The 26477-nt window shown below is 65.7% G+C and carries 25 protein-coding genes; 8 read left to right on the top strand and 17 right to left on the bottom strand.

What is annotated here, in order from left to right; translation table 11 throughout:
• Positions 1 to 110: 110 nt before the first annotated feature.
• Positions 111 to 1571 (bottom strand): PLP-dependent aminotransferase family protein, encoded by a 1461-nt coding sequence (locus SJY41_RS07815; RefSeq protein ID WP_380780557.1) that lies wholly within the window; start codon positions 1569 to 1571, stop codon positions 111 to 113.
• Positions 1572 to 1672: 101 nt separating this feature from the next.
• Here SJY41_RS07815 and SJY41_RS07810 point away from each other — a divergent pair, with 101 nt between their 5' ends.
• Both SJY41_RS07810 and SJY41_RS07805 read left to right on the top strand, forming a co-directional pair.
• Positions 1673 to 1993, top strand: coding sequence for a UrcA family protein (locus SJY41_RS07810; RefSeq protein WP_380780555.1), 321 nt, complete (start codon positions 1673 to 1675; stop codon positions 1991 to 1993).
• A 14-nt stretch (positions 1994 to 2007) separates the two neighbouring features.
• Positions 2008 to 2850, top strand: a complete 843-nt coding sequence (locus SJY41_RS07805; protein WP_380780553.1) for a PhzF family phenazine biosynthesis protein — start codon at positions 2008 to 2010, stop codon at positions 2848 to 2850.
• On the opposite strand, the gene SJY41_RS07800 is transcribed toward SJY41_RS07805, so the two are convergent.
• Positions 2851 to 3360 carry an SDR family NAD(P)-dependent oxidoreductase gene (locus tag SJY41_RS07800; protein ID WP_380780551.1) on the bottom strand — a complete coding sequence of 170 codons (510 nt, stop codon included), beginning with the start codon at positions 3358 to 3360 and terminating at the stop codon, positions 2851 to 2853. It lies immediately after the preceding gene.
• 69 nt (positions 3361 to 3429) lie between these two features.
• Here SJY41_RS07800 and SJY41_RS07795 point away from each other — a divergent pair, with 69 nt between their 5' ends.
• Positions 3430 to 3615, top strand: coding sequence for a hypothetical protein (locus tag SJY41_RS07795; protein ID WP_380780549.1), 186 nt, complete (start codon positions 3430 to 3432; stop codon positions 3613 to 3615).
• Positions 3616 to 3695: 80 nt separating this feature from the next.
• Here SJY41_RS07795 and SJY41_RS07790 read toward each other — a convergent pair whose 3' ends face one another.
• Both SJY41_RS07790 and SJY41_RS07785 read right to left on the bottom strand, forming a co-directional pair.
• A complete protein-coding gene (locus SJY41_RS07790; RefSeq protein WP_380780547.1) occupies positions 3696 to 4664 on the bottom strand; it encodes an SDR family oxidoreductase in 969 nt (322 codons plus the stop codon).
• The gene (locus tag SJY41_RS07785) at positions 4661 to 5077 is read right to left on the bottom strand and encodes a cupin domain-containing protein (RefSeq protein ID WP_380780545.1); all 417 of its coding nucleotides are present in this window, start codon (positions 5075 to 5077) and stop codon (positions 4661 to 4663) included. The genes SJY41_RS07790 and SJY41_RS07785 overlap by 4 nt, the downstream gene beginning before the upstream one ends.
• 281 nt (positions 5078 to 5358) lie before the next feature.
• Here SJY41_RS07785 and SJY41_RS07780 point away from each other — a divergent pair, with 281 nt between their 5' ends.
• A complete protein-coding gene (locus SJY41_RS07780) occupies positions 5359 to 5556 on the top strand; it encodes a hypothetical protein (RefSeq protein WP_380780544.1) in 198 nt (65 codons plus the stop codon).
• 343 nt (positions 5557 to 5899) lie between these two features.
• A complete protein-coding gene (locus tag SJY41_RS07775) occupies positions 5900 to 8338 on the top strand; it encodes a TonB-dependent receptor (protein ID WP_380780542.1) in 2439 nt (812 codons plus the stop codon).
• 180 nt (positions 8339 to 8518) lie between these two features.
• Here SJY41_RS07775 and SJY41_RS07770 read toward each other — a convergent pair whose 3' ends face one another.
• Genes SJY41_RS07770 through cysD form a run of 3 tightly spaced genes read right to left on the bottom strand, consistent with a single transcriptional unit; the run spans position 8519 to position 12107 of the window.
• On the bottom strand, positions 8519 to 9256 hold the full coding sequence (locus SJY41_RS07770) for a 3'(2'),5'-bisphosphate nucleotidase CysQ (protein ID WP_380780540.1): 738 nt from the start codon (positions 9254 to 9256) through the stop codon (positions 8519 to 8521).
• 8 nt (positions 9257 to 9264) lie between these two features.
• Positions 9265 to 11202, bottom strand: a complete 1938-nt coding sequence (gene cysN / locus SJY41_RS07765) for a sulfate adenylyltransferase subunit CysN (RefSeq protein ID WP_380780538.1) — start codon at positions 11200 to 11202, stop codon at positions 9265 to 9267.
• On the bottom strand, positions 11202 to 12107 hold the full coding sequence (gene cysD, locus SJY41_RS07760; protein ID WP_380780537.1) for a sulfate adenylyltransferase subunit CysD: 906 nt from the start codon (positions 12105 to 12107) through the stop codon (positions 11202 to 11204). The genes cysN and cysD overlap by 1 nt, the downstream gene beginning before the upstream one ends.
• Positions 12108 to 12274: 167 nt before the next feature.
• Here cysD and SJY41_RS07755 point away from each other — a divergent pair, with 167 nt between their 5' ends.
• A complete protein-coding gene (locus SJY41_RS07755; RefSeq protein WP_380780535.1) occupies positions 12275 to 13159 on the top strand; it encodes an HpcH/HpaI aldolase/citrate lyase family protein in 885 nt (294 codons plus the stop codon).
• Between the two features lie 21 nt (positions 13160 to 13180).
• On the opposite strand, the gene SJY41_RS07750 is transcribed toward SJY41_RS07755, so the two are convergent.
• The 9 genes from SJY41_RS07750 to SJY41_RS07710 form a co-directional block, all read right to left on the bottom strand.
• Positions 13181 to 14503 carry an LLM class flavin-dependent oxidoreductase gene (locus tag SJY41_RS07750; protein WP_380780534.1) on the bottom strand — a complete coding sequence of 441 codons (1323 nt, stop codon included), beginning with the start codon at positions 14501 to 14503 and terminating at the stop codon, positions 13181 to 13183.
• Between the two features lie 19 nt (positions 14504 to 14522).
• Positions 14523 to 15452: an ABC transporter substrate-binding protein gene (locus SJY41_RS07745; protein ID WP_380780532.1), complete on the bottom strand. Its 930-nt coding sequence runs from the start codon at positions 15450 to 15452 to the stop codon at positions 14523 to 14525.
• Positions 15453 to 15484: 32 nt separating this feature from the next.
• On the bottom strand, positions 15485 to 17860 hold the full coding sequence (locus tag SJY41_RS07740; protein ID WP_380780530.1) for a TonB-dependent receptor: 2376 nt from the start codon (positions 17858 to 17860) through the stop codon (positions 15485 to 15487).
• 151 nt (positions 17861 to 18011) lie between these two features.
• On the bottom strand, positions 18012 to 18656 hold the full coding sequence (locus SJY41_RS07735) for a glutathione S-transferase family protein (RefSeq protein WP_380780528.1): 645 nt from the start codon (positions 18654 to 18656) through the stop codon (positions 18012 to 18014).
• 10 nt (positions 18657 to 18666) lie between these two features.
• Positions 18667 to 19902: a rhodanese-like domain-containing protein gene (locus tag SJY41_RS07730; protein ID WP_380780526.1), complete on the bottom strand. Its 1236-nt coding sequence runs from the start codon at positions 19900 to 19902 to the stop codon at positions 18667 to 18669.
• On the bottom strand, positions 19899 to 20495 hold the full coding sequence (locus SJY41_RS07725) for a cysteine dioxygenase (RefSeq protein ID WP_380780525.1): 597 nt from the start codon (positions 20493 to 20495) through the stop codon (positions 19899 to 19901). The genes SJY41_RS07730 and SJY41_RS07725 overlap by 4 nt, the downstream gene beginning before the upstream one ends.
• On the bottom strand, positions 20492 to 21604 hold the full coding sequence (locus SJY41_RS07720; protein WP_380780523.1) for an LLM class flavin-dependent oxidoreductase: 1113 nt from the start codon (positions 21602 to 21604) through the stop codon (positions 20492 to 20494). Before SJY41_RS07720 ends, SJY41_RS07725 begins: the two co-directional genes overlap by 4 nt.
• A gap of 27 nt (positions 21605 to 21631) precedes the next feature.
• Positions 21632 to 22390, bottom strand: a complete 759-nt coding sequence (locus tag SJY41_RS07715; protein WP_380780521.1) for an ABC transporter ATP-binding protein — start codon at positions 22388 to 22390, stop codon at positions 21632 to 21634.
• Complete coding sequence (locus SJY41_RS07710) at positions 22387 to 23196, bottom strand: ABC transporter permease (RefSeq protein ID WP_380780520.1); 810 nt, start codon at positions 23194 to 23196, stop codon at positions 22387 to 22389. The genes SJY41_RS07715 and SJY41_RS07710 overlap by 4 nt, the downstream gene beginning before the upstream one ends.
• 115 nt (positions 23197 to 23311) lie before the next feature.
• Between SJY41_RS07710 and SJY41_RS07705 the strand changes: the two genes are divergently transcribed.
• A complete protein-coding gene (locus SJY41_RS07705) occupies positions 23312 to 24169 on the top strand; it encodes a LysR substrate-binding domain-containing protein (RefSeq protein ID WP_380780518.1) in 858 nt (285 codons plus the stop codon).
• A gap of 40 nt (positions 24170 to 24209) precedes the next feature.
• Here the strand turns inward: SJY41_RS07705 and SJY41_RS07700 are convergent, their stop codons facing one another.
• Positions 24210 to 24770 carry a DNA-3-methyladenine glycosylase I gene (locus SJY41_RS07700; protein WP_380780516.1) on the bottom strand — a complete coding sequence of 187 codons (561 nt, stop codon included), beginning with the start codon at positions 24768 to 24770 and terminating at the stop codon, positions 24210 to 24212.
• A 394-nt stretch (positions 24771 to 25164) separates the two neighbouring features.
• On the opposite strand from SJY41_RS07700, the gene SJY41_RS07695 reads away from it, so the two are divergent.
• Positions 25165 to 26406, top strand: coding sequence for a tyrosine-type recombinase/integrase (locus SJY41_RS07695; protein WP_380780514.1), 1242 nt, complete (start codon positions 25165 to 25167; stop codon positions 26404 to 26406).
• The last annotated feature ends 71 nt before the right edge of the window (positions 26407 to 26477 follow it).

Below are 26477 nucleotides of genomic sequence, written 5' to 3'. Positions count from 1 at the left end.
TTCGGCGCGGGACGTGGCTCAAGGCGTCGTGGCGGTCGAACATGCTTGGCGGACATGCGAGATATTCGTCGCACGCCCAGGGTCGATGACAGGCGCGACGACCAGCTGCGTCAGCGGGTCGGGCAGCAGGCTTTCGCCAGGAAAACGAACAGCGCCTCGTCGTCGCACATCGACACGTTGAAGCGCAGATAGTCGCTCCACGCGCCGCTGGTGCTGAACACGTTGCCGGGCGCGAGCACGATGCCCTCCGCCAGTGCCGCGCGGGCGAGCGTGACCGCGTCGATCGCGTCGGGCAGGCGTGCCCAGATAAAGATCCCCGCGTCGGGCTCGAACCACGGCGCGATCCCGACCGCGCGCAGCCGCTTTATTGTGGCTGCCATTGCGCGTGCCAACCGGGCCCGGACGGTCTCGACATGGCGCCGATAGCTGCCGTCGGTCAGGACGCCGTGAAGCAGGTCGGTGGATAGCGGGTTGCCCGACATCGAGGTCGCGATCCGCAGGTCGGTGAGCGCTTCGATCCAGTCGGGACGCGCGACGATATGCCCGCAGCGCACCGCCGCAGACAGCGACTTGGAGAAGCTGCCGATCCGGATCACGCGGTCGAGCCCGTCGAATGCCGCGAGCCGCGGCGCCGTCAGGTGCTCGAAATCCGCAAAGATATCATCCTCGACGATCACCAGGTCATGTGCGTCGGCGAGTTTGAGCAGCTTGTGCGCGGTCGCGGCGGCGAGCGTCGCACCCGTGGGATTATGGACCGCCGAGTTGGTCAGGTAGAAGCGCGGACGATGCTCGGCGAGCGCCGCTGCGAACGCTGCCATGTCCGGTCCGGTCGGGGTCATCGCCACGCCGACGACGTTGACGCGGTGCGCCCGCAGCAGGGCGAGGAAATTGAAATAGCACGGATCGTCGACCAGCACGGTGTCGCCGGGTTCGAGCAGGAACCGGCAGACGAGGTCGAGCGCGTGGGTACTGCTGTCGGTCAGCAGGATCTGCTCGGGCGCGGCATCGATACCCTGTCCACCAAGCCGCCGGGCGAGCAGGACACGCAGCGGCAGCGATCCTTGGGGTGAGGCATAGCCGGTCAACGATCCGTTGCGTGTGTCGCGCGCAGCGGCACGCAACCCCTTTCGGATCGCATCGCCCGCCAGCCACTCCTCCGGCAACCAACCGCAGCCGGGCATCAGTCGCTTGCCGCCATCGGCGCCCGAACGGCTGGGTTCCGACTGACCGGTCCCCGGATCGATGCGCAGCGCCTGGCTGGTCAGCGACTGGCGCAGCATCCACAGCGGATCGACCTCGCGCTCGACCGCGCCGCCCAGCCGGTCGAGCGCAAGCGGGGCGAGCGGCGAGGCGACGTAGAACCCGGAGCCCGGCCGCGATCGGATCGTGCCGTCGGCTGCCAACCGGTCATACGCCTCGACCACGGTGGACTTGGAGAACCCGATCGTCTCGGCCATCGCGCGCACCGACGGCAGGCGGGCACCGGGCGTCAGCGTCCGCCGCTCGATCCGGTCGCGGATGACGTGCATGACCTGTCCGGTCCGCGTCTCGGGTAGCGTGTTCGTCGCCATCGTACCGTTCTCTTGACCAATACAGTTCGGCCTGATCGTACGCCTCCGTCCCTGTCATGACCAGTCACGATCCGACATTGGTCTTCGCACAGGAGGTTCCCATGAAGATTGTCGTTCCCACCGCGTTGCTCGCTGCCGCGTTGTCCGTCCCGGCCATGGCGCAGGGGGTGGAGGTCGGTCCCCATCGTTATGCAGTGAGCGTGGCACGCGCACATCTTCAGTCGGCCACGCCGGCCGCGGCGCGCCGCGCGCTGCGGCGGATCGACCGGGCGGCGACCGCTGCGTGCGGCGGGGGCGGGGGCAGCCTCCACGAAGTCACCAAGGCGGTCCAGGCCTCCGCCTGCTGGCGCGTGGCGGTCGGTAATGCGGTCCGCCAGATCGACGCGCCTTTGCTGTCGCAAGCCTTTGAAGATCGCCGCTGACCGGAGACATGCCCATGACCAGATCCTTCAAGCTCGTCGACGTGTTCGGCACTGCCCCGTTCACCGGCAATCCGCTCGCGGTCATAGCCGGTGCCGAGGGCCTCTCGACCGACGAGATGCAGGCCATCACGCGCTGGCTCAACTTGTCGGAAAGCACTTTCCTGCTGCCGCCAAGCGACGACCGGGCCGACTACCGCGTACGCATCTTCACGCTCGCCCGCGAACTGCCCTTCGCCGGGCATCCGACGCTTGGTACGTGTCACGCGTGGCTGGAGGCAGGCGGCACGCCGAAACGCGGCGGCATGATCGTCCAGGAATGCGGCATCGGCCTGGTCGAGGTCCGTCGCGACGATGATCGGCTCGCGTTCGCGGCCCCGCCGCTGATCCGCAGCGGCACGCCCACAGAGGCCGAGATCGCCGAAGTCGCCGGACTGTTGCGCATCGACCGCGCTGTGATCGTCGATGCGCAGTGGGTCGACAATGGTCCGGGCTGGCTCGCGGTGATGCTCGGTTCCGCCGCGGCGGTGCTGGCGGTCGACCATGCCCGCCATCACGCTCGTCGCATCGACATCGGCATCGTCGGCCCTCACCCGGCGGGTAGCGACGCCGCGTTCGAGATCCGCGCGATCTTCAGCGACGCGCATGGCGCACTGATCGAGGATCCGGTCTGCGGGAGCCTCAACGCCTCGGTTGGCCAGTGGCTGTTCGCAAGCGGTCGCGCGCGTGAGCGTTACGTGGCCGCGCAGGGCAGCTGCATCGGCCGCAACGGACGCGTGCACGTCTCGCACGACCTGCAGGGTCAGGTCTGGGTCGGCGGTCGGACCGCAACGCTGTTCGACGGCCAATCCCAGACGTGATCAACGGGCGAGATAGCCGCCATCGACCGGGTAATAGGTCCCCGTCATGAACGACGCGCGATCCGACAGCAGGAAGCTGGTGAAGCCCGCGATCTCCTCGGGACGCGCGAGGCGGTTCAGCGCGTGCAGGCCGGCCAGCGCCGCGCGCTCGTCCTCCGACATATCCTTGAGCAAGGCCGGCGTATCGACGAACGCCGGTCCGACCGCGTTGATGCGGATGCCCTGTGATGCATAATCGAGCGCCGCCGTCTTGGTCATGCCGATCATGGCGTGCTTCGAGGTGACATACGCCGCGTTCCCTGCCCATGCCACGGCACCCAGGATCGAGGCCATGTTGACGATCGCGCCGCCGCCCGCCTCGAGCATGGCGGGAATCTGATACTTCATGCCGTAGAGCGCGCCAGGGCGCATCGCGCCGTGGATTTCTTCCTGGCCGGCTGGCGCAACTCGCTTGTCGCGCCGGACGGATGAGCCGGCTTTGCCGTGTAGCCGTGGCGAGGTCGTTGGCATCCGGGCCGAGCCATACCGGGAGCAACCGACCGGCGCCCCCGATCGTTCGACGGACGAAGGAGAATGATCATGGCGACCACGCCGCGCGACGAAGAGCCCGGTTTTGAAACCGACGTCAACGAACTGCCGCAAACCGACAAGGGGTCGGAAGACAGTCTCGAGGAAAACCCTCGTACCAGCGAACAGGACGCAGCCGACCTCGAGGATGCGCAGAAGGACGGTGCCGAGGAACGTGGAGAGGGCGGCTATCACTGATTGCCTGCGATGTGTGCCGTGTAAGCCTCGACCGCGACGCCGCTCGGCGGCACCGCCGCGGTTGAGGCGCGCTTCCTAGGTTATCGTCGGCGTTGCCAGAACCATCCGGCGATCGCCGCCACGCCCAGTCCCGCCGTGGCGCCCGCCGTCGCGATCGCGATGCGACGCCGTTCCGGATGCCGTCGGCCTCCGTCAACGCCGCTGACATCAGTGGGCGCGTCGAAGAGGGCTCCGCTCGTATCGGCGCCAGGATCGGCCTTGTCGGACCATATGTCCATGAAACCGTTCATCATCGCGGCACCCAGACTGGGCACCGCGAACTGTCCCAGCTTCAACGCGATCGCCGGCGCGCCGACCACCGTCGTGTTACGCGGTCGCCGGGCAAGCCGCACCACCGCCTTGGCGACCGTCTCGGGCGCGAGCGCACCCGGCGGCAGCGACAGCCTTGCGCCCGTATAGTTGCCGGCATGATCGATGCCCGGCGTGTCGACGAACGTCGGATAGACGTCGCACACGTGGATATGCGGGTGTTTCGACACTTCGCCGCGCAGCGCCTCGCTGAAGCCGCGCAGCCCGAACTTGCTCGCCGAATATGCTGCCGCATAGGGCGTGGCGAAGAAGCCGCCGACCGAGATCATGTTGACCCAGATGCCCCGGTCCTGCGCGAGGAAGATCGGCAGCACGGCATGCGCATCGTTCATGTGGCCGGTGAGGTTGGCCTCGATCACCCTGGTATGATCGGCGATCGGCACGTCCTGGTATCTGCCCAGTACGCCAACGCCGACGCAGCTGAACCACAGGTCGATGCTTCCGAGCGTTTCGCGCGCCTGCGAGGCGAATGCGGCGACGGCTGTGGCATCGGTGACGTCCACGACGCGGACCTCCGCCGATCCCCCGGCCTCGCGACATCGCCGGGCGATATCCTCGAGGCCCGTCTCGCCGCGCGCGCCGAGTACCAGTCGCGCGCCTTGCTCGGCGAAGGCGATCGCGGTTGCCGCGCCGATGCCGCTGGAGGCGCCGGTGATGACGATCCGCAAAGGCTCGCTCACTGGCCGATCGCCGACTTCACCGCATCCACCACCTTCGCCACCATGCCCTTTTCCGCTTCCTCGGCGTCTGCCTTGGTCTTGAACGCCGCGCCTTCGGGTTCGGCGGGCGGGGCGTAGACCGAGAACAGCTTGAGTGCGCCCGCACCCTTGTTCACGATATTGTGCTCCGCGCCCTTGGGTACGACGACCAGATGGTTCGGTCCCGCCTTGGTCGAGTGCCCGTCGATGACGACCTGCGCCTCGCCCGCGACGATGAAGGTGGTCTGGTCGGCCGGATGCGTCTCCAGGCCGATCTCCTCGCCGGCAGGAATGCTCATCAACACGATCTGTACCTTCGGATCGCGGTAGACCTCTTTTTGCCAAAGCTCGTTCTTGCCTGCGAGTTCGACCATGTCCTTGTTGAAGATCGCCATTTCCAACTCCCATTCTGTTCGATGTCTGGACGAATGAAGGGCAGGGGCGTTCCAACCCGAGCGAGCCCGACGTCGGATCATTCGCGCGTGCGCTGCTCCACGCCGGGGTTCATGTCGATATTGCAGGAAATCGTAACGCGGATTTTCAAATGCGCGACCGCTGCAAGCTAATCGCCTAGAGTCGCTGACGAAATTCCCGCATCCGGGTAGTTTTGCCGGGTTGCAAATTCGCCACGATTCTGCGCTGCCATTAATGGGAACGTCTGCTATCGTCGTGCGATATGCTCAGAACCAGAATAAAACGCCGTGACGCCGACCAAGCCCTCGCACTACGCCGCCTCGCCAGTATCGAAGAATCGATCACTTCGCTCGGCAACGAAGACCTACTCGATCTTGCTGATATATTCGCGGGCAACAAACAGACTCCGCTGAGCATTCTTGCTGCCGCTGAAATGGACAGGCGCAACATCACGCTGTGACGCTTGCAGGCGGGCGCGCCTGTCGCCTTGCTGCAAGCAGTCGTCGGTCCGCCAATACTGTGCCGACCAATCAACGTCGAACTTCATCCATACGATACCAGTTCCGCGCGCAGACGGATCTGGGCCGGCGGCGCGCGTGACGTGTATCCGGCAAGGCTGGATCCCTATGACGGGCGAACTGCGTGGCCGTCCGGTTCACCGCGCGAGCCACCGAAGCGCGTCGTGCCGCGGTCGATCGTCGACTGACACAAGAGTGTCACCGCGCTGTAGCACCCCGGTCGCAAACGTCCCCTAACCGCCGGACAAGCGGATCGGAGTCCGCACCCAGGGGACTGACATCATCATGCTATCCAAGTCGGCCATCGCGCCGCTTCTCTGCGGCGTTGCCGTTACCGCGTTGTTCATCTCGTCCGCCGCCGCACAGACGACGGATCCCCAGCCCGGACAGGGTCAGACCGGTTCCGACGCCGAGATCGTCGTGACGGGCAAGACGACCCGCTCGGTCAGCCAGGTCAGCGCGGTGGAAATCCAGAAGGTCCTGCCCGGCGTCAGCCCGTTGAAGGCGTTGCAGACGCTGCCCGGCGTCACGTTTCTAACCGCGGACCCATGGGGCAACAACGAACAGAATATCTCGCTGTTCATCCACGGCTTCAACCAGCAGCAGCTGGGCTATACGCTCGACGGCATACCGCTCGGCGACCAGACCTATGGCAACTTCAACGGCCTGTCGCCGCAGCGCGCGGTGATTTCGGAGAATGTCGGCCGGATCACGCTGGCGACCGGCGCGGGCGATCTGGGAACGCCGTCGACCAGCAACCTCGGCGGCACCATCGACGTGTTCTCCGACGATCCGAAGCGCGATCTCGGCGTCAGCGTACAGCAGACGGTCGGCAGCTATTCGGCGCTGCGGACCTATGGCCGGATCGACACGGGCGATCTCGGCGACGGCACGCGGCTCTACGTCTCGGGCGTTCGGCAGAAGGCACGGGCCTGGGACTTCGATGCCAAGCAGGGCGGCTATCAGGCGAACGCCAAGCTCGTGCGCGAAGACTCGAACGGCAAGCTGACCGCGTACTTCGCCTATTCGGACAAGACCGAGCCCAACGAGGATGCTACCTCGATCGTCGTGCGGCCCGCGACCGCGACGACCGCGGCAGTCGACAACCGCGGCGTCGCGCCATATGTTCGCCCGTTCATCTACCCCAATGCCGCCGCCGCTACCGCCTATTATAATTCACCGGAATATGCCGCGATCAACGCCGCGCCCGGTGCCAATTATCGCAATTACTACAGCGACGCGCAGCGGACCGATTACCTCGGCTATGCCAAGTACGACTGGAACGTCGCGCCGGGCCTCACCTGGTCGAACCAGGCGTATTTCCATCACAACGACGGCGTCGGCGTCGTGGCGGGGCCGATCACCGCGGCAGGCCTGCCGCTGCTGTTCTCCTATTATTATTCGGGCGCAGCCGGCAGCAGCCCGACCTCCGCGGCCAACCTCACGCGCCTCACGCGGATTTTCGGCGGATCGGGGATCGCGACGCGGACGACCGAATACCGGATCGACCGGGTCGGCGGAATCTCGACGCTGCGGGCGGAGATCGGCGATCACACGATCGAGATCGGCGGCTGGTACGAGCATCAGAGTTCGTCCGCCAAGCGCCGCTGGTACGCGTTCGACGTCGCCAATCCGTCGACGCCCTATGACCGTCCGCTCGACCTCGCCCAGCCGCTGATCACGCAATATCACAGCGAAATCCGCGTCGACGAGATCCAGACGCACGTGCAGGACGCGTGGAAGGTCATCCCGACCCTGACCCTGCAGGCCGGCTTCAAGAGCACCTTCCAGAAGGCGCGCCAGACCGTGCCGGTGCAGCCAATCCCGGGATCGTTCACCGGATCGCGCGAGTTGCCGACGGGCAAGCTGGACACCAGCCGCATCTTCCTGCCGCAGGCCGGCGCACTGTGGGAAGCGACGGACAACGAACAGATCTTCGTCAACGCGCAGAAGAACATCCGCCAGTTCCAGACGAGCGCTGCTGCGGGCCAGTCGCCGTTCGCGCTTGGCAGCCAGAGCCTGTTCGAGTTCTTCAAGGACGACACCAAGCCCGAGACGAGCTGGACGTACGAAGCGGGCCTGCGCACGCACCATGCGTTGGATCTTGGCCCGATCACTGCGTTCGAGGGACAGATCAGCTACTACCACGTCGATTTCTCGAACCGGCTGCTCGCGATCAGCCCGACGCAGACGATCACCGCGATCGCGAGCGGCGCGACGATCCTGCAGAATGTCGGCAGCGTGAAAACCGATGGCGTCGACGTCGCCGGTACGCTCAGGTTCGGCCAGACCTTCTCGCTGTACAATGCGCTGTCGTACAACAACTCGCGGTTCGGCGATAACTATCTGAGCGGCACGACGACCATCCTGACCAAGGACAAGAAGGTGCCGGGCTCGCCCGACTGGCTGAACAAGACGGTGGCGACGCTGTCGGTTGCGCCGTTCGACGTGCAGTTGATCGGCGATTATCTCGGCAAGCGCTACGCGACCTTCACCAACGACCTCGCAGTCAAAAGCTATTTCACGATGTCGGGGCGGATCGCGGTCGACGTGCCGCTGTCGCAGGGCTTCGCCGTGCGCAAGCTGACGCTGAGCCTCAACGTGACCAACATCACCGACAAGAAGGCGGAATCGACGCTGGCCGTCGGGCAGGCGTCGGGCACGTACAACTTCTTCCCGCTGGCACCGCGTCAGTGGTTCGGCACAGTCAGCGTCGGGTTCTGACGTACATGCCCGGAAGGCGCGAGCCGCTCGGGCCTGCGCCATCCTCGCGTCGACCGCGGAGACCGGCGGGATCAGGCATACCCTGATCTCGCCGGTCGACACGCGCCCGGCATTCCCGGAACGAACGCGGCTCCGCCCGGATGACGTGCTGAAGGTGAGATCAGGTGTTGCGCAAGGTGGTCATTCAGACGCCATGCGCGCGACCAGATCGAGCACGGGTCGGGCGAATTCGGTCCGACAGATCAGCAGGTCGGGCAGGTAGGGATCGGCACGGTTGTAGCGCAACGGCGTGCCATCCGCACGACTGACGTGCAGGCCAGCGGCGCGAGCCACCGCTGCCGGCGCGCAATTGTCCCATTCATACTGGCCGCCGAGATGCAGGTAGATCTCCGCCTCGCCGCGAACGACCGCCATTGCCTTCGCGCCTGCCGAGCCCATCGGCACCAGTTCGCCGCCGAGCGCCTCGGCGACCGCGATCGCCTCGCGGGCGGGGCGGGTACGGCTGACCAGGATCCGCGGCGGCGACTGGATCGGCGCAAGCGGCGGCAGATCGTCGGTGCTAAGCGTGACGCCAAGCCCCGGCAGGGCGACCGCGCCGACGGCCGCGACGCCGTCGATCGCGAGGCCGACATGGACCGCCCAGTCGTCGCGTCCCTCGCCATATTCACGCGTGCCGTCGACCGGGTCGACGATCCAGACGCGGCGTTGCGCCAGGCGCAGGCCGTCGCACTTCATCTCCTCCGACAACAGCCCGTCGTCGGGCCGCTGGTCGCGCAGCGCGTGGACGAGGAACTGGTTCGCGGTCTGGTCGCCCGCCTTGCCGAGCGCGCCGGCGGAGAACACGCCTGAGTTCCGAACCGACAACAGTAGTTCGCCCGCAGTCGTGGCAAGGTGGGCGGCGAGTTCGGCGTCGGTCATGGCGTCTTTCACTTGAGGGGCATGATCTGGCGAACGATGTGCGCCGCCGCTTCGGCCGGGGTCATTTCGACGGTGTTGACGCGGATCTCGGGATTGACCGGTGCCTCGTACGGACTGTCGATGCCGGTGAAGTTCTTCAGATTGCCGGCGCGCGCCTTGCGGTAGAGGCCCTTCACGTCGCGCGCCTCGGCAACGTCCAGCGGCGTATCGACGAAGATCTCGATGAACTCGCCCTCCGGCAACATCGCCCGCACCATGTCCCGCTCGGCGCGGAACGGCGAGATGAAGGCGGTCAGCACGATCAGGCCGGCGTCGGTCATCAGCTTTGCCACCTCGCCGACGCGGCGGATGTTCTCGATCCGGTCCGCTTCGGTGAACCCCAGATCCTTGTTGAGGCCGTGCCGCACATTGTCGCCGTCGAGCAGGAACGTGTGCCGGTTCATCAGCGCCAGCGCCTTCTCGACTTCGTTGGCGATCGTCGACTTGCCCGAGCCCGACAGGCCGGTGAACCACAGCACGCGCGGCGTCTGGTTCTTCAGCGCGGCATGGTCGCCGCGGGCGATGTCGGTCGGCTGCCAATGCACGTTCTGGGCACGGCGCAGGCTGAAGTTCAACAGCCCCGCGGCGACCGTGGCGTTGGTGATCTTGTCGATCAGGATAAAGCCGCCGAGCTCCTTGTTCGGCCCCTTGCTGCCGTCCGAATACGGCTCGAAGACGATCGGGCGGTCGGTCGTGATCTCGGCCACGCCGATCGCGTTGAGGTCCAGCGTCTTGGCGGCCAGATGCTCCATCGTGTTGACGTTGACCTGGTATTTCGGCTCGCGCACCGTCGCCGACACCATCTGCGTGGCGAGCTTCAGCCAGTAGGAGCGACCGACGATCAGCGGTTCGTCGTCCATCCAGATGATCGTCGATTCGAACTGGTCTGCCACTTCCGGCGGCGTATCCGCGGTCGCGATGACGTTGCCGCGCGAACAGTCGATCTCGTCGGCGAACGACAGCGTCACCGACTGGCCCGCGACCGCCTCGTCGAGATTGCCGTCGAGCGTCGTGATCCGGCTGATCGTCGACCGCTTGCCGCCCGGCAGCACGCGGATCGCATCACCCCGCCTGACGATGCCGCTGGCGATCTGCCCGGAGAAACCGCGGAAATCGAGATTGGGGCGGTTGACCCACTGGACCGGCATCCGGAACGGCGACGCCTGCGCTTCGTCCACGCCGACCTCGACGGTTTCGAGATGCTCGATCAACGTCGGCCCGTCATACCACGGCATGGCGTCCGAGCGCTGCGAGATGTTGTCGCCCTTGAATCCCGATATCGGCATCGGCGTGAACGCCTCGATGCCGATGCTCTTGGCAAACGCGGTATAGTCATCGAGGATCGTCGTGTAGCGCGCCTGATCATAGTCGATCAGATCCATCTTGTTGATCGCGAGCACCAGATTGCGAATGCCGAGCAGGTGCGCGAGGTAGGTGTGGCGCCTGGTCTGCGTCAGCACGCCCTTGCGCGCATCGATCAGGATGACGGCGAGGTCCGCGGTCGACGCGCCGGTGACCATGTTGCGGGTATATTGCTCGTGCCCGGGCGTGTCCGCGACGATGAACTTGCGCTTTTCGGTCGAGAAGAAGCGATAGGCGACGTCGATGGTGATGCCCTGTTCGCGCTCTGCCGCCAGCCCGTCGACGAGCAGCGCGAAGTCGATCGCGCCGCCTTGCGTGCCGACCCGCTTGCTGTCGTCCTCCAGCGCAGCGAGTTGGTCTTCGAAGATCATTTTGGAATCATACAGCAGGCGCCCGATCAGCGTCGACTTGCCGTCGTCGACCGACCCGCAGGTGATGAAGCGCAGCATCGTCTTGTGCTGGTGTCGATCGAGATAGACCTCGATATCCTCGGTGATCAACGCCTCGGGCTGGTAGGCATGGTCGTGTTGCAGGATGTCGGTCATCAGAAATACCCTTCCTGCTTCTTCTTTTCCATGCCCGACCCGCCGGCATCCTTGTCGATCGCGCGGCCCTGCCGTTCGCTCGTCGTGGTGAGCAGCGTCTCCTGGATAATCTCGGACAGCGTCGAGGCAGTGCTCTCGACCGCCCCGGTGAGCGGGTAGCAGCCGAGCGTACGGAACCGGATCGAGCGGTCGACCGGAACCTCGCCGGGTGCGAGCGGGAAGCGGTCGTCGTCGACCATCAGCAGCATCCCGTCGCGCTCGACGGTGGGGCGCACGCCGGCGAAATACAGCGGCACGATCGGGATGTCGTTCAGCTGGATATATTGCCAGACGTCGAGCTCGGTCCAGTTCGAGATCGGGAAGACCCGGATGCTCTCGCCCTTGTTCTTGCGCGCATTGTACAGGTTCCACAGTTCCGGGCGCTGGGCCTTCGGGTTCCAGCCATGGCTGGCGGTGCGGAACGAGAAGATGCGCTCCTTCGCGCGGCTTTTCTCCTCGTCGCGCCGGGCACCACCAAAGGCCGCGTCGAAGCCGTACTTGTCGAGCGCCTGCTTCAGTCCCTCGGTCTTCCACATGTCGGTGTGGAGCGCGCCGTGATCGAACGGATTGATCCCGCGCGCCGCCGCCTCGGCGTTCTGGTACACGAGAAGTTCCATGCCGCTCTCGGTCGCCATCCGGTCGCGCAGCCGGTACATCTCCTGGAATTTCCAGGTCGTGTCGACGTGCAGCAACGGGAAGGGCGGCGGCGACGGATAGAACGCCTTGCGCGCGAGGTGCAGCATCACGGCGGAATCCTTGCCGACCGAATACAGCATCACCGGCTTGTCCGCTTCAGCGACCACTTCGCGCATGACGTGGATCGCTTCGGCTTCGAGCCGTTCGAGATGAGTAAGGGGTCTGCGCATGAATAGTGTCTCCGCGGCCGACTTGCCCGGAACCGCCGAGGCCAGCAATCAATCCATTGTTGGGCCCATGATCATATGCCTATTCGCCCGGACGGCGATGGTTGCTCCGTGATCGCCGACGCCGTACCCGCTGACACGATACGCCGACCGATCGAGGACCCCCTGCCATGACCGACGCCCTGCCGCTCACCATGCGTTCCTGGTTGTTCGCGCCGGGCGACAGCGAGCGCAAGATGACCAAGGCGGTCGCGAGCGCGGCGGACGTCGTCCTCCTCGATCTGGAGGACGCGGTAACGCCGGCGAACAAGCCGGCCGCCCGGGCGATGATCCACGACTTTCTACAGGCCAACGACGCCGATCGCGCGCGGATCTGGGTGCGCGTCAATCCGCTCGACGGGCCGCATACGCTGACCGACCTCGCGGCGATCATGCCGGCGCGTCCCGGCGGTATCATGCTGCCGAAGGTATCCGGGCGGCAGGACGTCGACCGGCTCGACCACTACCTGTCGGCCTTTGAAGCGGCGCACGGCATCCCGGCCGGATCGACACCCGTCATCGTGCTGGTGACCGAGACCGCGGAATCGATGTTCCACACCGGCGACTACAAGGATGCCCCGCGTGTGGTCGCATTGACCTGGGGCGCCGAGGACCTCGCGGACTCGATCGGCGCTACGGCGAACTGCAATCCCGACGGCACCTACACCTTCACCTACGAACTCGCACGATCGATGTGCCTGCTCGGCGCGGCGAGCGCCGGTGTGACCGCGATCGAGACCATCCAGGCCGATTTCCGCAACCTCGATGCCCTGAAGACGCGCGCGGAGAAGGTCCGGTGCGATGGCTATCGCGGTATGCTGGCGATTCACCCGGCGCAGGTCGACGTCATCAACGCGGCGTTCGCCCCCAGCGCCGACGAAATCGCCGAAGCGCAGCAGATCGTCGCGCTCTTCGCGGCAAACCCGAACGCAGGCACGATCGCGTTCAACGGCGGCATGCTGGACCGCCCCCATCTTGCGCGCGCGCAAAAGATCCTCGAGCACTTTCGCGAATAGGCCTGGCCCCGTCACACGTGGTCAGCGAACGTTCGGCGCCAAGGGCGGCAGGCCAAGGTTACCGCGCAGCGTGGCGTATTCGTATTCCGACCGGAACAGCCCGCGTTGCTGCAGCAGCGGGACGACCTCCTGTGTGAAGCGCCGGAACTGGCTGGGGTGGCCCGCATGGACGTTGATCCCGTCGAAGGCGCGACCTTCGTACCAGCGGGCGATCTCTGTGGCCACCGTCTCGGCCGATCCGACGAACGGACTGGTGTGCTGATCGCGCACGAATTCGACGGTTTCGCGTAGCGAGAAACGTCGCGCGATGGCGGTGGCGGTGATCGATTTCGCCTGCGTGAAGAAGCTGGTCTTCGCATGTTCGAGCGCCGCGGTCGGGAAGGGGGCATCGAGGTCGTATTGGCGGAAGTCATGCCAACCGAATGCGCGGCCGAATTCTGCCAGGGCCTGTTCGAAACTCTGGTCCGCGCGCCGATAGGCACGCTGGATCGCACGCGCGTCCTCGTCGGTATCGCCGACCGTGATGTGGAAGCCGGGCAGGATGACGAGATGGTCCGGATCACGACCGAGCGTGGCCGCACGGGCCTTCAGGTCGGCGTAGAAGGCCTGCCCCTGCTCGAGGGTCTTTGCGTGCGTAAAGATCGCGTCGGCCAGTGTTGCGCCGAGATCGCGCCCCTGTTCGGAGTCTCCCGCCTGGAAGATCACGGGCTCTCCCTGCGGAGAGCGTTGGATGTTGAGCGGGCCGACGACCGAGAAATGTTCGCCCTTGTGGTTCAGCGTGTGCAGCTTCGTCCTGTCGAGGAACACGCCGGTGGCGCGATCGCGGACCAGCGCGCCATCCTCGTACGAGCGCCATAGCCCGCGCACGACGTCGAGATATTCGAACGCACGAGCATAGCGCGTCGCGTAATCAAAATGCTCGTCGCGACCGTAATTCCCCGCAGTGCCGGCATCGCCGGTCGTCACCACGTTCCATCCGGCACGGCCCTTGCTGATCAGGTCGAGCGAGGCGAGGCGGCGGGCGAGATTATACGGGTTGTTGTACGACGTCGTCAGCGTGCCGACGAGCCCGATATGGCTGGTCGCGACGGCCAGCGCGGACAGCAGCGTCAGTGGCTCCAGCCTGTTCAGGTAATGCGGCGGGGAGTCGGCGGTGATGAACTGGCTGTCGACGATGAAGACGAGATCGAACTTCGCCGCCTCCGCCTCGCGGACGATATCGATATACCAGTCGATGCTCACGCTCGCATCGACGGGGATCTCGGGATCGAGCCACCGGTTGCTGTCGCCAGGGCCGCCGACGCCGGTCGTCACCAGCCCCAGCTTCAATTGTCGCTTGGTCATCGAAAATCCTTGGCGTTGGTTACAGTTGCGCGAGGTGCGGCGCGACCTGGACGGGCTTCGCAAGCAACCCGGCGGTGTGGAACAGGTCGGCGATGCCCTGTTCCTCGGCGATCAGCCTGGCGTCGATCGGCAGGGGCACGTTGACGCTACGGTTGATGTAGCGCTGCGTCGCCGCGATCGGCACGCCGGTCTGCTGCGTCAGCATCTGCGCATAGGCCTCGCGGTGCGTTTCGGCCCAGCGTCGCGCGCGGGCAAAGCGTGCGACGAGATCGGTCAGTTGCGCACGCTTGTCGCGCAACGCGCTTTCGGTGCCGAACACGAAGCCGATCCCCGGCGCCAGGTCGCGGTCCACCGGGAGGATGCGCAGGCCGTCGGTCAGCTCGCCGATCGCCGCGTAGGGATCCCAGATCGACCACGCATCGACCGATCCGCTGGTCAGCGCGGCGCGACCGTCGGCGGGCGACAGGAACTTGATGTCGATCGCGTCGAACGGCTTGCCGAGCCGCTGCAGCCCGGCGAGCAGCAGATGATGGCCGATCGATCCGCGCGGCGTCGCAACCCGTTTGCCGATCAGGCCGGCGAAGTCCCGGATCGGCGATTTACCCGCCACCAGGATCGTCGTCGACGGACCCTTGGAGCGGAACGCGGCGATCGCCTTCACGCCGGCATTCGACTGCAGGCTGAAGATGAACGGCGCATCGCCGCCCACGCCGGTATCGATGGCACCCGCCGCCAGGGCCTCGATCAGCGGCGCTGCGTTGGGGAATTGCGCCCATTCGATCGCGTACGGCACGTTCTTGAGTTCGCCCGAGGCGGCGAGCAGCGCCTGGACCCCGCCGCGCTGGTCGCCGATGACCAGCGTCTTGGCCGCCGCCTTGGTGCAGGCGGCCAGCAGTCCGGCGCCGCCGATAGCCAGCGCGGTGCGGCGGGTCAGCAATGTGTGAAGCATGGCAGTATCCTCGATCAGGGAAGGGGGAACCGTCAGAAACGCGTGCGCAACGTGAGGCCGTAGGTGCGTGGTTCGCCGACGCCGACCTGCGTGATGCCCCAGGTCGCGTTGACCGTGGAGGTGAGCAGATAGTCCTTGTCGAACAGGTTGCGGCCCCAGATGGAGACGTCCCACGGACCGTTCGCCGCGCGCAGTCCGAGCTGCGCGCCGACCAGCGCATAGCCCTTGATGCGCGAGAACGGATCGTCGTTCACCGCGGAGAAGAAGGTGGACCGGTAGGTGGCGTCGGCGGCGGTATAAGCGACCAATGTGTCGTTGAGCGGGGCCTCGTACCGAGCCTGCACCGCGCCCGCCCATTTCGACGTGCCGGACAGACGCTGGCCGGAAATGTCGCACGACGTCTGGTAGGACTGGAGGAACGGGCAGATCGCGTTGGTGTAGCGGACGTATTTCGCGTCGGTGAAACTGCCCGAACCGCTCAGCGTCAGCCCGCGGGCGACGCTCGCGCGAAGGTCGACCTCGACGCCGCGGCTGCGCACCTTGCCGGCATTGCCCAGATAACTGATCCGGTTCGACACGTCGTACAGATTGGCCTGGTAATTCTGGTCGATCGTCCAGAACAGCGCGGTGTTGAACTGTACGCGCCGATCAAGGAACTGCGTCTTCAGGCCGACTTCGTAGGCGTCGACCTTTTCCGGTTCGACGAAGATGTTGATACCGGCGTTCTTCCGGACGAGATTGATACCCGCCGATTTATAGCCGCGCGAATAGCTCGCATAGGCATGGGCGTCGTCGCCGATATCCTGGTTGGCGCTGAGCAGCCACGACAGCGTCCCCTTCGACCGGCTCGCGTCATAGGCGCCGCCCGATGGCGCGTATGCCGCACGGATCGCCGCCGCCGTCGCCTGGTATGCGACCGGCAGGCTCGAGATCGGCGCGACCGTACCGACCTGCACGGCGTTATAGCTGCCGGCCTTCTTCTCGTAGGTGTAGCGTAGCCCGCCGGTCACGCTGGTGCTCGGCGTGACGTGCCACGTCGCTTGGCCATAGGCGGCATAGCTGTTGGTCGAGGGATCGAGGTAGCTGAACGTGTCGAGGCCGTTCAGCAATGCATCGGGCGCATTGGGGCCAAGATACCATTTGGCGGCGTCCTTCTTGAATGACACTTCCTGCGCCAGATCGGCCTTTTGCCAGAAATAATAGAGGCCAGCGGTGTATTCGAGCTTCCCGCCGCTGGGCGAGGTGAGGCGGAGTTCCTGGCTGAACTGCTTCTGGTCGGTGGCGACCGTCGCCTGGCCGAGCACGTCGGCGCCGAACTGGTCGCCGTCCCAGTTCGGAATCCACTTCCAGAAGCGTCCGGCGGTGATGGAGGTCAGGGTATGCCCACCGAGCGTCGCGTCGATCCGCGCGGTGACACCGCCACTCGGCATCTGGATCGCCTGCGACCCGTTGATGTCGGTCTGCCGCTGGTACGGATCGACGGGGATCGGCACGTAACCGACCTCGGCCGCATGCTGGTAGAAGCCCTTGACCGCGGCACCGTTGGCAAGCGTGGTTGGAAGCACCCGACCCGACAGATAGAAGCCCATGTTGCCGGTCTGGCGCGCATAATCGCCGGTCAGGCGGAAGGTCAGCGCGTTGCTCGGCTTCCACAACAGGTCCGCCTTGACCGCGACGTTCTCGTAATTGTCCCAGTCCTTGTGCTGCGTCGTATTGTAGACGATCCCGTCGCGCGCACTGACCAGGCCGCTGAGCCGGATCGCCAATGTATCGGTCAGCCCGCCCGAAGCGGACGCCTGCGCGCGCATGTAGTTGTAGTTGCCGTAGGTGATGTCGGACGCGAACTCCGGCGCGAAGGTCGGCAGCTTGGTGCGGACGTCGATCGCACCCGCCACGGTGTTCTTGCCGAACAGCGTACCCTGCGGCCCGCGCAAGACCTGCACGCCGTCGACGTCGAGCAGGTCGTTGATGACCGTGCCCGTGCGTGGTCGGTAGACGCCATCGATATAGAGGCCGACGCCCTGGTCGAGGCCGTCGTTCGTGCCGCCCGAATTGGTGCCCAGCCCGCGGATCGTGATCGTCTGGTTACGACCGCTGAACCCCTGGATGCTGACACTCGGGGTGAACGCCGCCAGGTTCTTGAGGCTGGTCTGCCCGCCGATCGCCTCGATCTGCGCCGACGAGAGCGCGGTGATCGCGATCGGCACCGTCTGCAGCGTCTCGTTCTTGTACCGGGCGGTGACGACGATGTCGTCGGACGGCGCTGCCGGAACGGCGTCGGGACCCGCCTCGACGGTAGGCGAGGCCGGCTCACGAGGTTTTTCGGCGGCATGTGCAGGCCCGAACGCGGCCACTGCGAGGAGCAGTGCGAGGCTGGAAGAGGCTGAATGGAAGAGGCGAGCGTGCATCGAAATCCCTGTCTGAATGCTGGGAGCGCCGCCGTTGATCGGACGTGCGTCTCCGTTCCCCGCTGCGGCTGCCGCGGGGTCGTATGTCGTTCTCAGGCGCAGCGGGCGGCGCTAGTCGGCGGGTACAGCGGCGCCGGTCATGCGCGTCCTTTCAGGCGGCGGCGGCAAGCGTGAGCGCCTCGCGGTCGAGGGCACGGCGCACCGATGGCCGTGCGAACAGCGCGTCGGTGCGATCGGCGAAACTCGGGAAACTGCTGCGGTCGATCGCCAGCCCGTCGGCCCAGCGGCGGACGACCAGCGCATACCCATCGACCGCGCCGAACCGGTCGCCGATCAAATAGGGCGATGCGGTAGCGATCGAGCGTGCTTCGAGTTCGCCGAGCGCAGCGGCGAAAGCCGCGCGGCCGGGCGCGTCGAGCGCTTGGCGGACCGCGGGATCGTCGGCGTAGCGCTCGGGCCGGCGGACCTGCGCGAGCGCGACATGCACCGTACTCGCGATCCAGCTCATTACCGCAAAGGCCTGCGCCCGCTCGACGGCGTCCGCGGGCAACAGTCCGGCGTCGGGATAGCGGTCGGCGATCCAGGTCAGGATCGCGATCACCTCGGGGATCAGCGTGCCGTCGACGACAAGCGTGGGAACGCGTCCCCGCGGATTGATCGCGCGATAGGCAGCGCCGTGCTGTTCGCCGGCGGCGAGGCTGACGGGGACGGCGTGGTAATCGGCGCATGCCTCCTCGAGCGCGACGAGCGGCGCGAACGCCGAACTGTTCGGCGCGAAATAGAGCGAGATCGTCATTTTTCCCTCCTCAGATCACGTGGAAGCCGTGCGTGCCGTCACGCGCGAGTTGATCGACTAGGCCGTATTCCCAGTCGAGATAGGCCTGCATCGCCGCCGCCGCGTTGTCGGTGCCTTCGTAGGGGCGCTTGTATCGACCCCCCGGGCCGCGGGGCGGGAGCGCGGTCGAGCCGGTTTCGAGCGGCTCGGCTGCGTCACCGGCGAAACCGCCGTCGAGCACCAGCACGTCCCAGCCCATCTGGGCGAGCCATGATGCGGTCATGTCGGCACGCGGACCGATTTCGTCCGCCAGGACGATGCGGGCGCCGCGCACCGGCGCGAACGCATCGGTTTCCTGCACGAGCTGCCCGCCAGGCGCCTCGACGAACCCCGGCGGATGACCGGCGGCATGTTCTGCAGGCGTACGCACGTCGAACCGGTACAGCGTCCGGCCTGTGTCTTCGGCGAGTGCGCGCAGATCGTCCGAGCCGATATGACGGACCCCGGCACGATAGGCGACGGATCGCGCGGTGGCGCGCGCTTCGTCGCGCTGTTCGGGGTCGATCGCCACGACGTCGCGACTCTGGCCGTGCTCCAGTGCCTGGCCGGCCAATGTCCAGCCGATCGTGCCGTTGCGCAGCGCCACGACCCGGTTCGGCAGCCCCGCGTTGATCAGCGACTGCGTGCCGATGATGCTCCGGGTTCGCCCTGCGCAATTGACGACGATCAGCGTGTCGGGATCGGGTGCGGCGGCGCGGGCACGCAGCACCAGTTCGGCGCCGGGCACGCTGGTGCCGGTCGGGATGCTCATCGTCGCATATTCGTCGAACCGGCGCGCGTCGAGGATCGCGATGTCGGCCTTCTCGTCGATCAGCGCCTGCACGTCGACAGCGGGCAGCGAGGGCGTGTGGCGTCGCGCCTCGACCAGTTCGCCGAACGCCTTGCTGTAGGAATTGACGTCCTCGAACAGTTCATACCCTGCCGCCGCCCAGGCCGCGAGGCCGCCGTCGAGCGCGGACACGTCGGTGTAGCCGAGCGCGTGCAGCTGGGTAATCGCCGCGTCGATCAGGCCGTCTTTTCCGTCATAGACGACGATCGGCGTGGCGAGGCGTGGTACCCGGCGCGCGATCTCGACCGCGATGCGGTGCGGCGGAAGCTGTGCCGCGAAGAGCGGGTGGCCACTGGCAAAGGCATGTTCGTCGCGCAGGTCGAACACCGCGATCTCGTTGCGGGCGAGCCAGGCGTGGCGGATATCCTGCGGCGTCATGCGGCAACCTTTGCGGGTTCGGCGTCGGGGGCGGCGTAGCCGGACACGAACGGCTTGGCGGTACCGGCCTCGGTATAGATCGCGCGCTCGACGGTGCCGATATCCGCGCCATAGACGTGGATACTGATCGACACGCGGTCGTCATGGGCGTTGAAGACGCGGTGGATGTCGCCCGTGTCGGGGGACAGCGTGGCGACCGCCCCGGCCTCGAGCCGGGTGGGCGCGCCGACCGGAACGAGCGTGCCATCGTCGGTCCGCGCATAACGCTGGTCGATTTCGGCGCCGCGCAACACGCCGATCAGGCCCCAGACGCGGTGATCGTGGATCGGCGTCGCTTGTCCCGGTCCCCATACGAAACTGACCACCGAGAAGCGGTTTTCGGGATCGCGGTGGAGCAGATACTGGCGGTAGCGGTCGGGATCGGGCGCGGCGAACGCCGGGTCGATCCAGTCGTCGGTGGCGACAAGGGCGGCGAGCGGCGTCGCAACACGGGCGACGATCGTCTCGTCCGGGACGCGTACGTCCCGATCGGTGACGATCGTCTCGATCGCGGCGACCAGCCGGTCGACCGCCTGGGTGTGTGCCGTCGTCATTCCGCCGCCACCGCCAGCGGCTGTTCGCGTTCGGCGACCGCGGCGCGCAGCTTCGGCAGCAGGTTGCGGCCGTAGTCGATCGCATCCTCAAGCGGATCGAAGCCGCGGAACAAGAAGGTCCGGATGCCGAGGTCGTAATAGTCGAGCAGCGCGTCGACCACCTGATCGCCGGTGCCGACCAGCGACGTCGAATTACCCGGCGCGCCGGTCAGCTTGGCGATCTCGGTCCATAGCCGCTTGTCGCGCACCTTGCCGCCCGCCGCGGTTTCCAGAAGCCGCCGCGCGCCTTCGGATTGCGTACCGCCGCGGCGGAAGAGCGACGCGCCGCCATCCTTGATCGCCGTCGCCTCGGCGAGGATGTGCTCGGCACGGCTCCATGCCTCTGCCTCGGTACGGCCGAGGATCGGGCGGAACGACACGCTGAAGCGCGGCGCGGGGCGGCCATTCGCGGCGGCGCTGGCGCGCACCCGACCGATGATCTCCGCTGTCTGTTCGAGCGTCTCGCCGAAGAACGCGTAGGTCTCGGCATGGCGCCCGGCGACACGAACCGCCGCATCCGAAGCGCCACCGAAGAAGATTGGGATATGCGGCTTTTGCAGTGGCTTCACGCCGGACACGCTGTCGCGGACCTGGTAATACGGGCCGTCGTGATCGAACGGGATGGTCTGCGTCCAGGTTTTCTTGACGACGTCGAGATAGTCGTCGGTGCGTGCATAGCGTTCGTCCTTGGTCAGGAAATCGCCATCGCGCTGCTGTTCCGCGTCCGACCCGCCCGAGATGATATGCACCGCGAGCCGCCCGCCGCTGAACTGGTCGAGCGTGGCGAGCTGTCGTGCCGCGACCGTCGGCTGGATGACGCCGGGCCGGTGCGCGAGCAGGATCTTGAGCCTGGTCGTGTGCTGCGCGACATAGGCTGCGACCTGGAAGCCGTCGGGTGCCGCACTGTGATAGCCGATCAGGATGCGGTCGAAGCCGGCCTGTTCATGCGCCAGTGCAAAGGCCGCGGTGTAGCTAGGGTCGATCTGTGGGCCGGTCGGCGCATGCGTCTCGGAGGCGTAATTGGTCGAGATCATGCCGAGGATTTCGAGCGCGTCGGGATGGTGGCTCATGGCTAAACTCCTTCAAGGAAAAGCGGATTATTCGGCGGCCTGGGCCCATTCGTCCTGCACGGCCGGTGGCGACGCGGGCGCGACGCCGAGGCGGGCGAGGAGCCGGTGTCGGAGACCTGGGTCGGGTGCGCGTGGCCGTGCGTCGGCGATCCGTTCCTCGGCGACGATACGGCCACCGTCGAGCACCAGCACGCGGTCGGCCAACGCGATCGCCTCGTCGATGTCGTGCGTGATCAGCAGCACGGCGGGACGGTGACGCCGCCACAGGCCGAGTACGAGGTCATGCATCTGGATCCGGGTCAGCGCGTCGAGCGCGGCGAACGGCTCGTCGAGCAGCAACACCTTCGGCTCGCGGACCAGCGCACGGGCAAGCGCCGCACGCTGCGCCTCGCCGCCGGACAGCGTCAGCGGCCAGGCATCGGCGCGGTGATCGAGCCCGACTTCCGCCAGCGCCTTCTCCGCACGCTCGCGTGCATCGCGACCGCCGAGGCCGAGCATCACGTTCCGCCAGACCCGCTGCCACGGCAGCAGCCGGGCATCCTGGAACACTACCGCGCGGGACGTGGGTACGCGGACCTCGCCTTCGCTCGGGCCGTCGAGCCCGGCGAGCGTGCGCAGCAGTGTGGTCTTGCCGGATCCGCTGCGGCCCAGCAGCGCGACGAATTCGCCCTCTGCAATCTCCAGGTCGAGCGCGTCGATCACCGTGTTGCGACCGAACCGGCGGGTGAAACCACGCAACGCGACGACCGGCGGCGGGCGGGTGGGGAATGGGATCGGTGCGGTCATGAGCGAGCCTCCAGGATCGTCGGGCGCCAGGCGAGCGAGCGTCGCTCGATCAATCGGACCGCTGCATCGGCGCCGAGACCGAGCGTGGCGTAGACCATCAGGCAGACGACGATGATGTCGGTCCGCATGAAATCGCGCGCGTTGTTGATGAGGTAGCCGAGGCCGGACGCCGCGTTGATCTGTTCGGCGACGACCAAGATCAGCACCGATATCGACAAGGCGTAGCGCAAGCCGACCAGCAGCGAGGGCAGGGCGCCGGGCAATACGACGTGGCGGACGATCTGGCCCCGCGACAGCCCGAACGCGCGCGCCGCCTCGATCAGACGCGCATCGACGCCGCGGATGCCGTTATAGAGGTTGAGGTAGACCGGGAACGTCGTCGCGACCGCGATCAGCACGATCTTGGGCGTCTCGCCGATCCCGAACCAGACGATGAACAACGGCGTCAGCGCCAGCGTCGGCAAGGTCCGCAGCATCTGGACCGGCGAATCGATCGCCGCTTCGCCGCGGCGGGAAAGCCCGGCGGCGATCGCCAGCAGGCCGCCGACGAGCACGCCGATCGCCAGCCCGACGCCTGCACGACCGAGCGACACGAGCACGTTGTGCCCGAGCTCGCCCGACGCGATCATCTCGCCCATCGTCGCCAGCACCGCCGAGGGGGCGGCAAGGGTCCGTGCCGGGATCAGGCCGGTCCGCCCGCCGACTTCCCACAGCAACAAAAGGACCAGCGGCGACACCCAGCGTGCACCGCCGATGCGCGTCAGAAGCGGCCGTCGCGCGTCGTCATGGGGCAGGATCGTGGCCATGTCGTCTCCAGCGCCGGCGGCATGCCAGCGGGCTGACGACAAAGGACAGCTTAACTCCTATCCATTCAATATAGATTTGCTCACGTGCCTGATTGGTTGAGCTTATAAGGACGTCATGGCCCTCAATCTCCCCGTCGATGTCTTGCGCAGTTTCGTGGCGGTGGTCGACGGCGGATCGATGCTGCGTGCGTCGGAACGCGTCTTCCTCAGCCAGCCCGCGATCAGCTTGCAGATCAAGCGCTTGGAGGAACTACTTCAGATCCCGTTGTTCCGGCGGGAAGGGCGGCGGCTCGTGCTGACCACCCAGGGCGATGACGTATTGATCCTCGCGCGCGAAATGCTGGCGCTCAACGATCGCATTGTCGCGACGCTCACCGGCGAGGCACTGGGCGGCCCGGTGCGGATCGGCTTCGTACAGGATTTCGCCGAGACGTTGTTGCAGGGTCTGCTCGCGCAGCTCGTTGCGCTGCATCCGGACGTTCGGCTGGAGGTGCGCGTCGGCGGAACCCCGCAACTGCTCGATCTCCTGGAGAGCGACCGGCTCGACGTGATCCTGGGCATGGGCGTGGCGGGCGATCCCGCGGCGATCCGCGAGGAACCGATGCGCTGGTTCGGCAATGCGGGGCTGCCTGTGCGGGACACGATCCCGCTCGCGGTCCTCGAGCGACCCTGTCGTTTTCGCGACGCGGCGATCGCGGCATTGGAGGCCGCGGGCCGTCCGTACCAGCTGGTGGTCGAGACGCCGAGCTTGTCGGTCTTGCGCGCGGCGGTCCGCGGCGGTGTCGGCATTACCTGCCGCACCGACCTGTTCGGCGGCCTTCCCGAAATCGCCGGGCCCGCGCTGCCGGCCCTGCCATCGGTGTCCTATGTCCTGCACAAGCGCGCGCGGCTCCCACCCGCGCTGGTCCATCTCTGCGATCTGATTGCCGAGCGGGTGCAGGATATCGGCGAGCTCGACCTGCACGTCGACTGACCGGTGGATGGCCTGCTGCCACGCATCGCGACCGTAAGTCTCACTGTTCGCGGCTCTGTGGCCTACGGAAGCAGCCGGCTTCGTGGTCGTTGGTCAGGCCTACCCCCTGCATCCAGGCATAGACGATCGTAGGCCCGACGAACTTGAAGCCGCGGGCTTTCAGGTCTTTGGAGATCGCCGCGGAAAGGTCCGTATGGGTTGTCGCCGTGTCGCCCTCGAGTGGCGTGCCCGCGACGAACGACCAGCAATAGTCCGCGAAATCCTCGTCCCGCTCCTGCATGTCGAGGAAGATCCGCGCGCCGCGGATCGTCGCCTCGATCTTGGCGCGCGCGCGAACGATGCCCGGATCGGCCATCAGTCGCTCGACGTCCCCCTCGTCGAACGCCGCCACCGCGCGCGGATCGAACCCGGCGAACGCTTCCCGAAACCCATCGCGCTTGCGCAGGATGATCTCCCAGGAAAGTCCCGCCTGGAATCCTTCGAGCATCAGGGTTTCCCACAGCATCCGCGGATCGCGTTCGGGCACGCCCCATTCGGTATCGTGATACTTTTGCATCAACGGGTTCGAGCCCGCCCACCGGCATCGCTGTTTACCGTCCATCCGCGGATCCTCCCGTTCGTTCAAAAAGACCGACGATCGCCGGAGCGGTGATGGTTTCGGCAAACCGTCGCCGAACAGGCCTCAGGACAGGGCCGAAACGCGCGTCGTCGTCGGCCGTGATCGTGCGGGTATGTCATATACCGCGCCGAGCGACGCGGTATTTCGCGCCTATCGTCGGTTCTTGGATCAGGCCATGCACAGCACTGGCGGACGGGGTGTCCGTAAATACGAGGCGTCACTAGCCGTCATAAGGCTTAACTAGCGACGCTATCGGCTTGATAATCCGTAGCTTTCTTCGGGTATGACGCTTTATGAGCGGTCATGCCTGAAGCGCGTTGGTTAGGTCGATTGGTGGGTGGTCGATAAGGCGACTAACCAATAGGATCATCCGCCAATGCTGACCGTCAAAACCATTCAGGCACTTGTGAAAGCCGAAGCCCCCGGCATGTGGGCGCATGGTCAGGGACTGTATCTTGTCATCGCCAAGAGCGGCAGCGCGTCATGGGCGTTCCGATACTCGCTCAAGGACGGCAAGCGCCGCGTCATGACGATCGCGCCAGCCGATACGATCGACAAGGCCGGACTGTTAGCACTGGAACTCGAAACCGAAACGCTTCGCAAGCGGGTGAAGGCCGGTGACGATCCTTTGAGTGATCGCCAAGCGATCGAACCTGAACCAACCAAATCATCCGGACGCACGTTTAAGGATGCAGCGCTCGACTACATCGCGACGTTTGCAGACAGTTGGAAAAACCCGAAGCACAAACAGCAATGGGAAAACACGCTCGCAACCTACACCTACCCATTGATCGGAGAAAAACCGATCCTCGACGTTGATACGAACGACATAATGACGGTGTTGTACCAGCCGTACAAAGGCACGTCGCTTTGGGACGGAGCGCGGGAGACTGCCCGACGTGTCCGCATGCGGATGGAAGCCGTGATCGACAATGAATGGACCGATGACGAAACATTCCATCGCAATCCAGCGCGTTTGGAAGGCTACCTTAAAAAACGTCTTGAACGGACCAAGAAACAGGTAAAGTCCAATTTCAAGGCGATGGATTGGAAAGAGGTTCCAGCGTTCGCACGTGAACTATCCGCTAAGACCGACTATTCCGCAAAAGCGCTGTTATTCACGATACTATGCGCCACACGGACCAATGAAACGCTTGGTGCAACTCGACCTGAAATCACTGACGCGGTTTGGACCATTCCAGCGGAAAGGATGAAGGCGGGCCGCGACCATCGTGTTCCGTTGTCGTCGGTCGCGCTGCAACTACTGGACCAGCTTAAACCGATTGAGGGAAACCCTCACCTATTCCCCGGCATGAAAAAGGAACAATCGCTGTCGAACATGGCGATGTTGGAGGCGCTTCGCGGAATGCGAGGCGATGGCCTGACAGTGCATGGCTTTCGATCGGCGTTTCGCGATTGGGTGACGGAAACGACAACGCATTCCGACACCATCGCTGAACTCGCGCTTGCGCATACGATCAACGACAAGACCGAAAAGGCGTATCGCCGTGGTGACGCGCTGGAGAGGCGCAAGGCGCTGATGCAACAATGGTGCGATTACTTAATGATGGACCAAGCGCTCTACGCGGAAAAGTGGTCCGTCTTGATAGCTACTTAATTCGCCTGTCGTTAGGATCTATTCGCGTCATGGGGGACGTCGCGCAGCGCTGCTGGGGCTATTGCGCATGC

The organism is Sphingomonas sp. R86520 (genome assembly GCF_042466285.1).
GTDB lineage: Bacteria > Pseudomonadota > Alphaproteobacteria > Sphingomonadales > Sphingomonadaceae > Sphingomonas.
The sequence above is the reverse complement of the archived record's forward strand: the minus strand, read 5'-3'. Positions and strand labels throughout refer to the sequence as shown.

Excerpts from the sequence above, each read along its gene's own strand:
- SJY41_RS07815 (WP_380780557.1), bottom strand. The coding sequence starts at position 1,571 with ATGGCGACGAACACGCTACCCGAGACGCGGACCGGACAGGTCATGCAC.
- SJY41_RS07810 (WP_380780555.1), top strand. The coding sequence starts at position 1,673 with ATGAAGATTGTCGTTCCCACCGCGTTGCTCGCTGCCGCGTTGTCCGTC.
- SJY41_RS07805 (WP_380780553.1), top strand. The coding sequence starts at position 2,008 with ATGACCAGATCCTTCAAGCTCGTCGACGTGTTCGGCACTGCCCCGTTC.
- SJY41_RS07800 (WP_380780551.1), bottom strand. The coding sequence starts at position 3,360 with ATGCCAACGACCTCGCCACGGCTACACGGCAAAGCCGGCTCATCCGTC.
- SJY41_RS07795 (WP_380780549.1), top strand. The coding sequence starts at position 3,430 with ATGGCGACCACGCCGCGCGACGAAGAGCCCGGTTTTGAAACCGACGTC.
- SJY41_RS07785 (WP_380780545.1), bottom strand. The coding sequence starts at position 5,077 with ATGGCGATCTTCAACAAGGACATGGTCGAACTCGCAGGCAAGAACGAG.
- SJY41_RS07780 (WP_380780544.1), top strand. The coding sequence starts at position 5,359 with ATGCTCAGAACCAGAATAAAACGCCGTGACGCCGACCAAGCCCTCGCA.
- SJY41_RS07775 (WP_380780542.1), top strand. The coding sequence starts at position 5,900 with ATGCTATCCAAGTCGGCCATCGCGCCGCTTCTCTGCGGCGTTGCCGTT.
- SJY41_RS07770 (WP_380780540.1), bottom strand. The coding sequence starts at position 9,256 with ATGACCGACGCCGAACTCGCCGCCCACCTTGCCACGACTGCGGGCGAA.
- cysN (WP_380780538.1), bottom strand. The coding sequence starts at position 11,202 with ATGACCGACATCCTGCAACACGACCATGCCTACCAGCCCGAGGCGTTG.
- cysD (WP_380780537.1), bottom strand. The coding sequence starts at position 12,107 with ATGCGCAGACCCCTTACTCATCTCGAACGGCTCGAAGCCGAAGCGATC.
- SJY41_RS07755 (WP_380780535.1), top strand. The coding sequence starts at position 12,275 with ATGACCGACGCCCTGCCGCTCACCATGCGTTCCTGGTTGTTCGCGCCG.
- SJY41_RS07750 (WP_380780534.1), bottom strand. The coding sequence starts at position 14,503 with ATGACCAAGCGACAATTGAAGCTGGGGCTGGTGACGACCGGCGTCGGC.
- SJY41_RS07745 (WP_380780532.1), bottom strand. The coding sequence starts at position 15,452 with ATGCTTCACACATTGCTGACCCGCCGCACCGCGCTGGCTATCGGCGGC.
- SJY41_RS07740 (WP_380780530.1), bottom strand. The coding sequence starts at position 17,860 with ATGCACGCTCGCCTCTTCCATTCAGCCTCTTCCAGCCTCGCACTGCTC.
- SJY41_RS07735 (WP_380780528.1), bottom strand. The coding sequence starts at position 18,656 with ATGACGATCTCGCTCTATTTCGCGCCGAACAGTTCGGCGTTCGCGCCG.
- SJY41_RS07730 (WP_380780526.1), bottom strand. The coding sequence starts at position 19,902 with ATGACGCCGCAGGATATCCGCCACGCCTGGCTCGCCCGCAACGAGATC.
- SJY41_RS07725 (WP_380780525.1), bottom strand. The coding sequence starts at position 20,495 with ATGACGACGGCACACACCCAGGCGGTCGACCGGCTGGTCGCCGCGATC.
- SJY41_RS07720 (WP_380780523.1), bottom strand. The coding sequence starts at position 21,604 with ATGAGCCACCATCCCGACGCGCTCGAAATCCTCGGCATGATCTCGACC.
- SJY41_RS07715 (WP_380780521.1), bottom strand. The coding sequence starts at position 22,390 with ATGACCGCACCGATCCCATTCCCCACCCGCCCGCCGCCGGTCGTCGCG.
- SJY41_RS07710 (WP_380780520.1), bottom strand. The coding sequence starts at position 23,196 with ATGGCCACGATCCTGCCCCATGACGACGCGCGACGGCCGCTTCTGACG.
- SJY41_RS07705 (WP_380780518.1), top strand. The coding sequence starts at position 23,312 with ATGGCCCTCAATCTCCCCGTCGATGTCTTGCGCAGTTTCGTGGCGGTG.
- SJY41_RS07700 (WP_380780516.1), bottom strand. The coding sequence starts at position 24,770 with ATGGACGGTAAACAGCGATGCCGGTGGGCGGGCTCGAACCCGTTGATG.
- SJY41_RS07695 (WP_380780514.1), top strand. The coding sequence starts at position 25,165 with ATGCTGACCGTCAAAACCATTCAGGCACTTGTGAAAGCCGAAGCCCCC.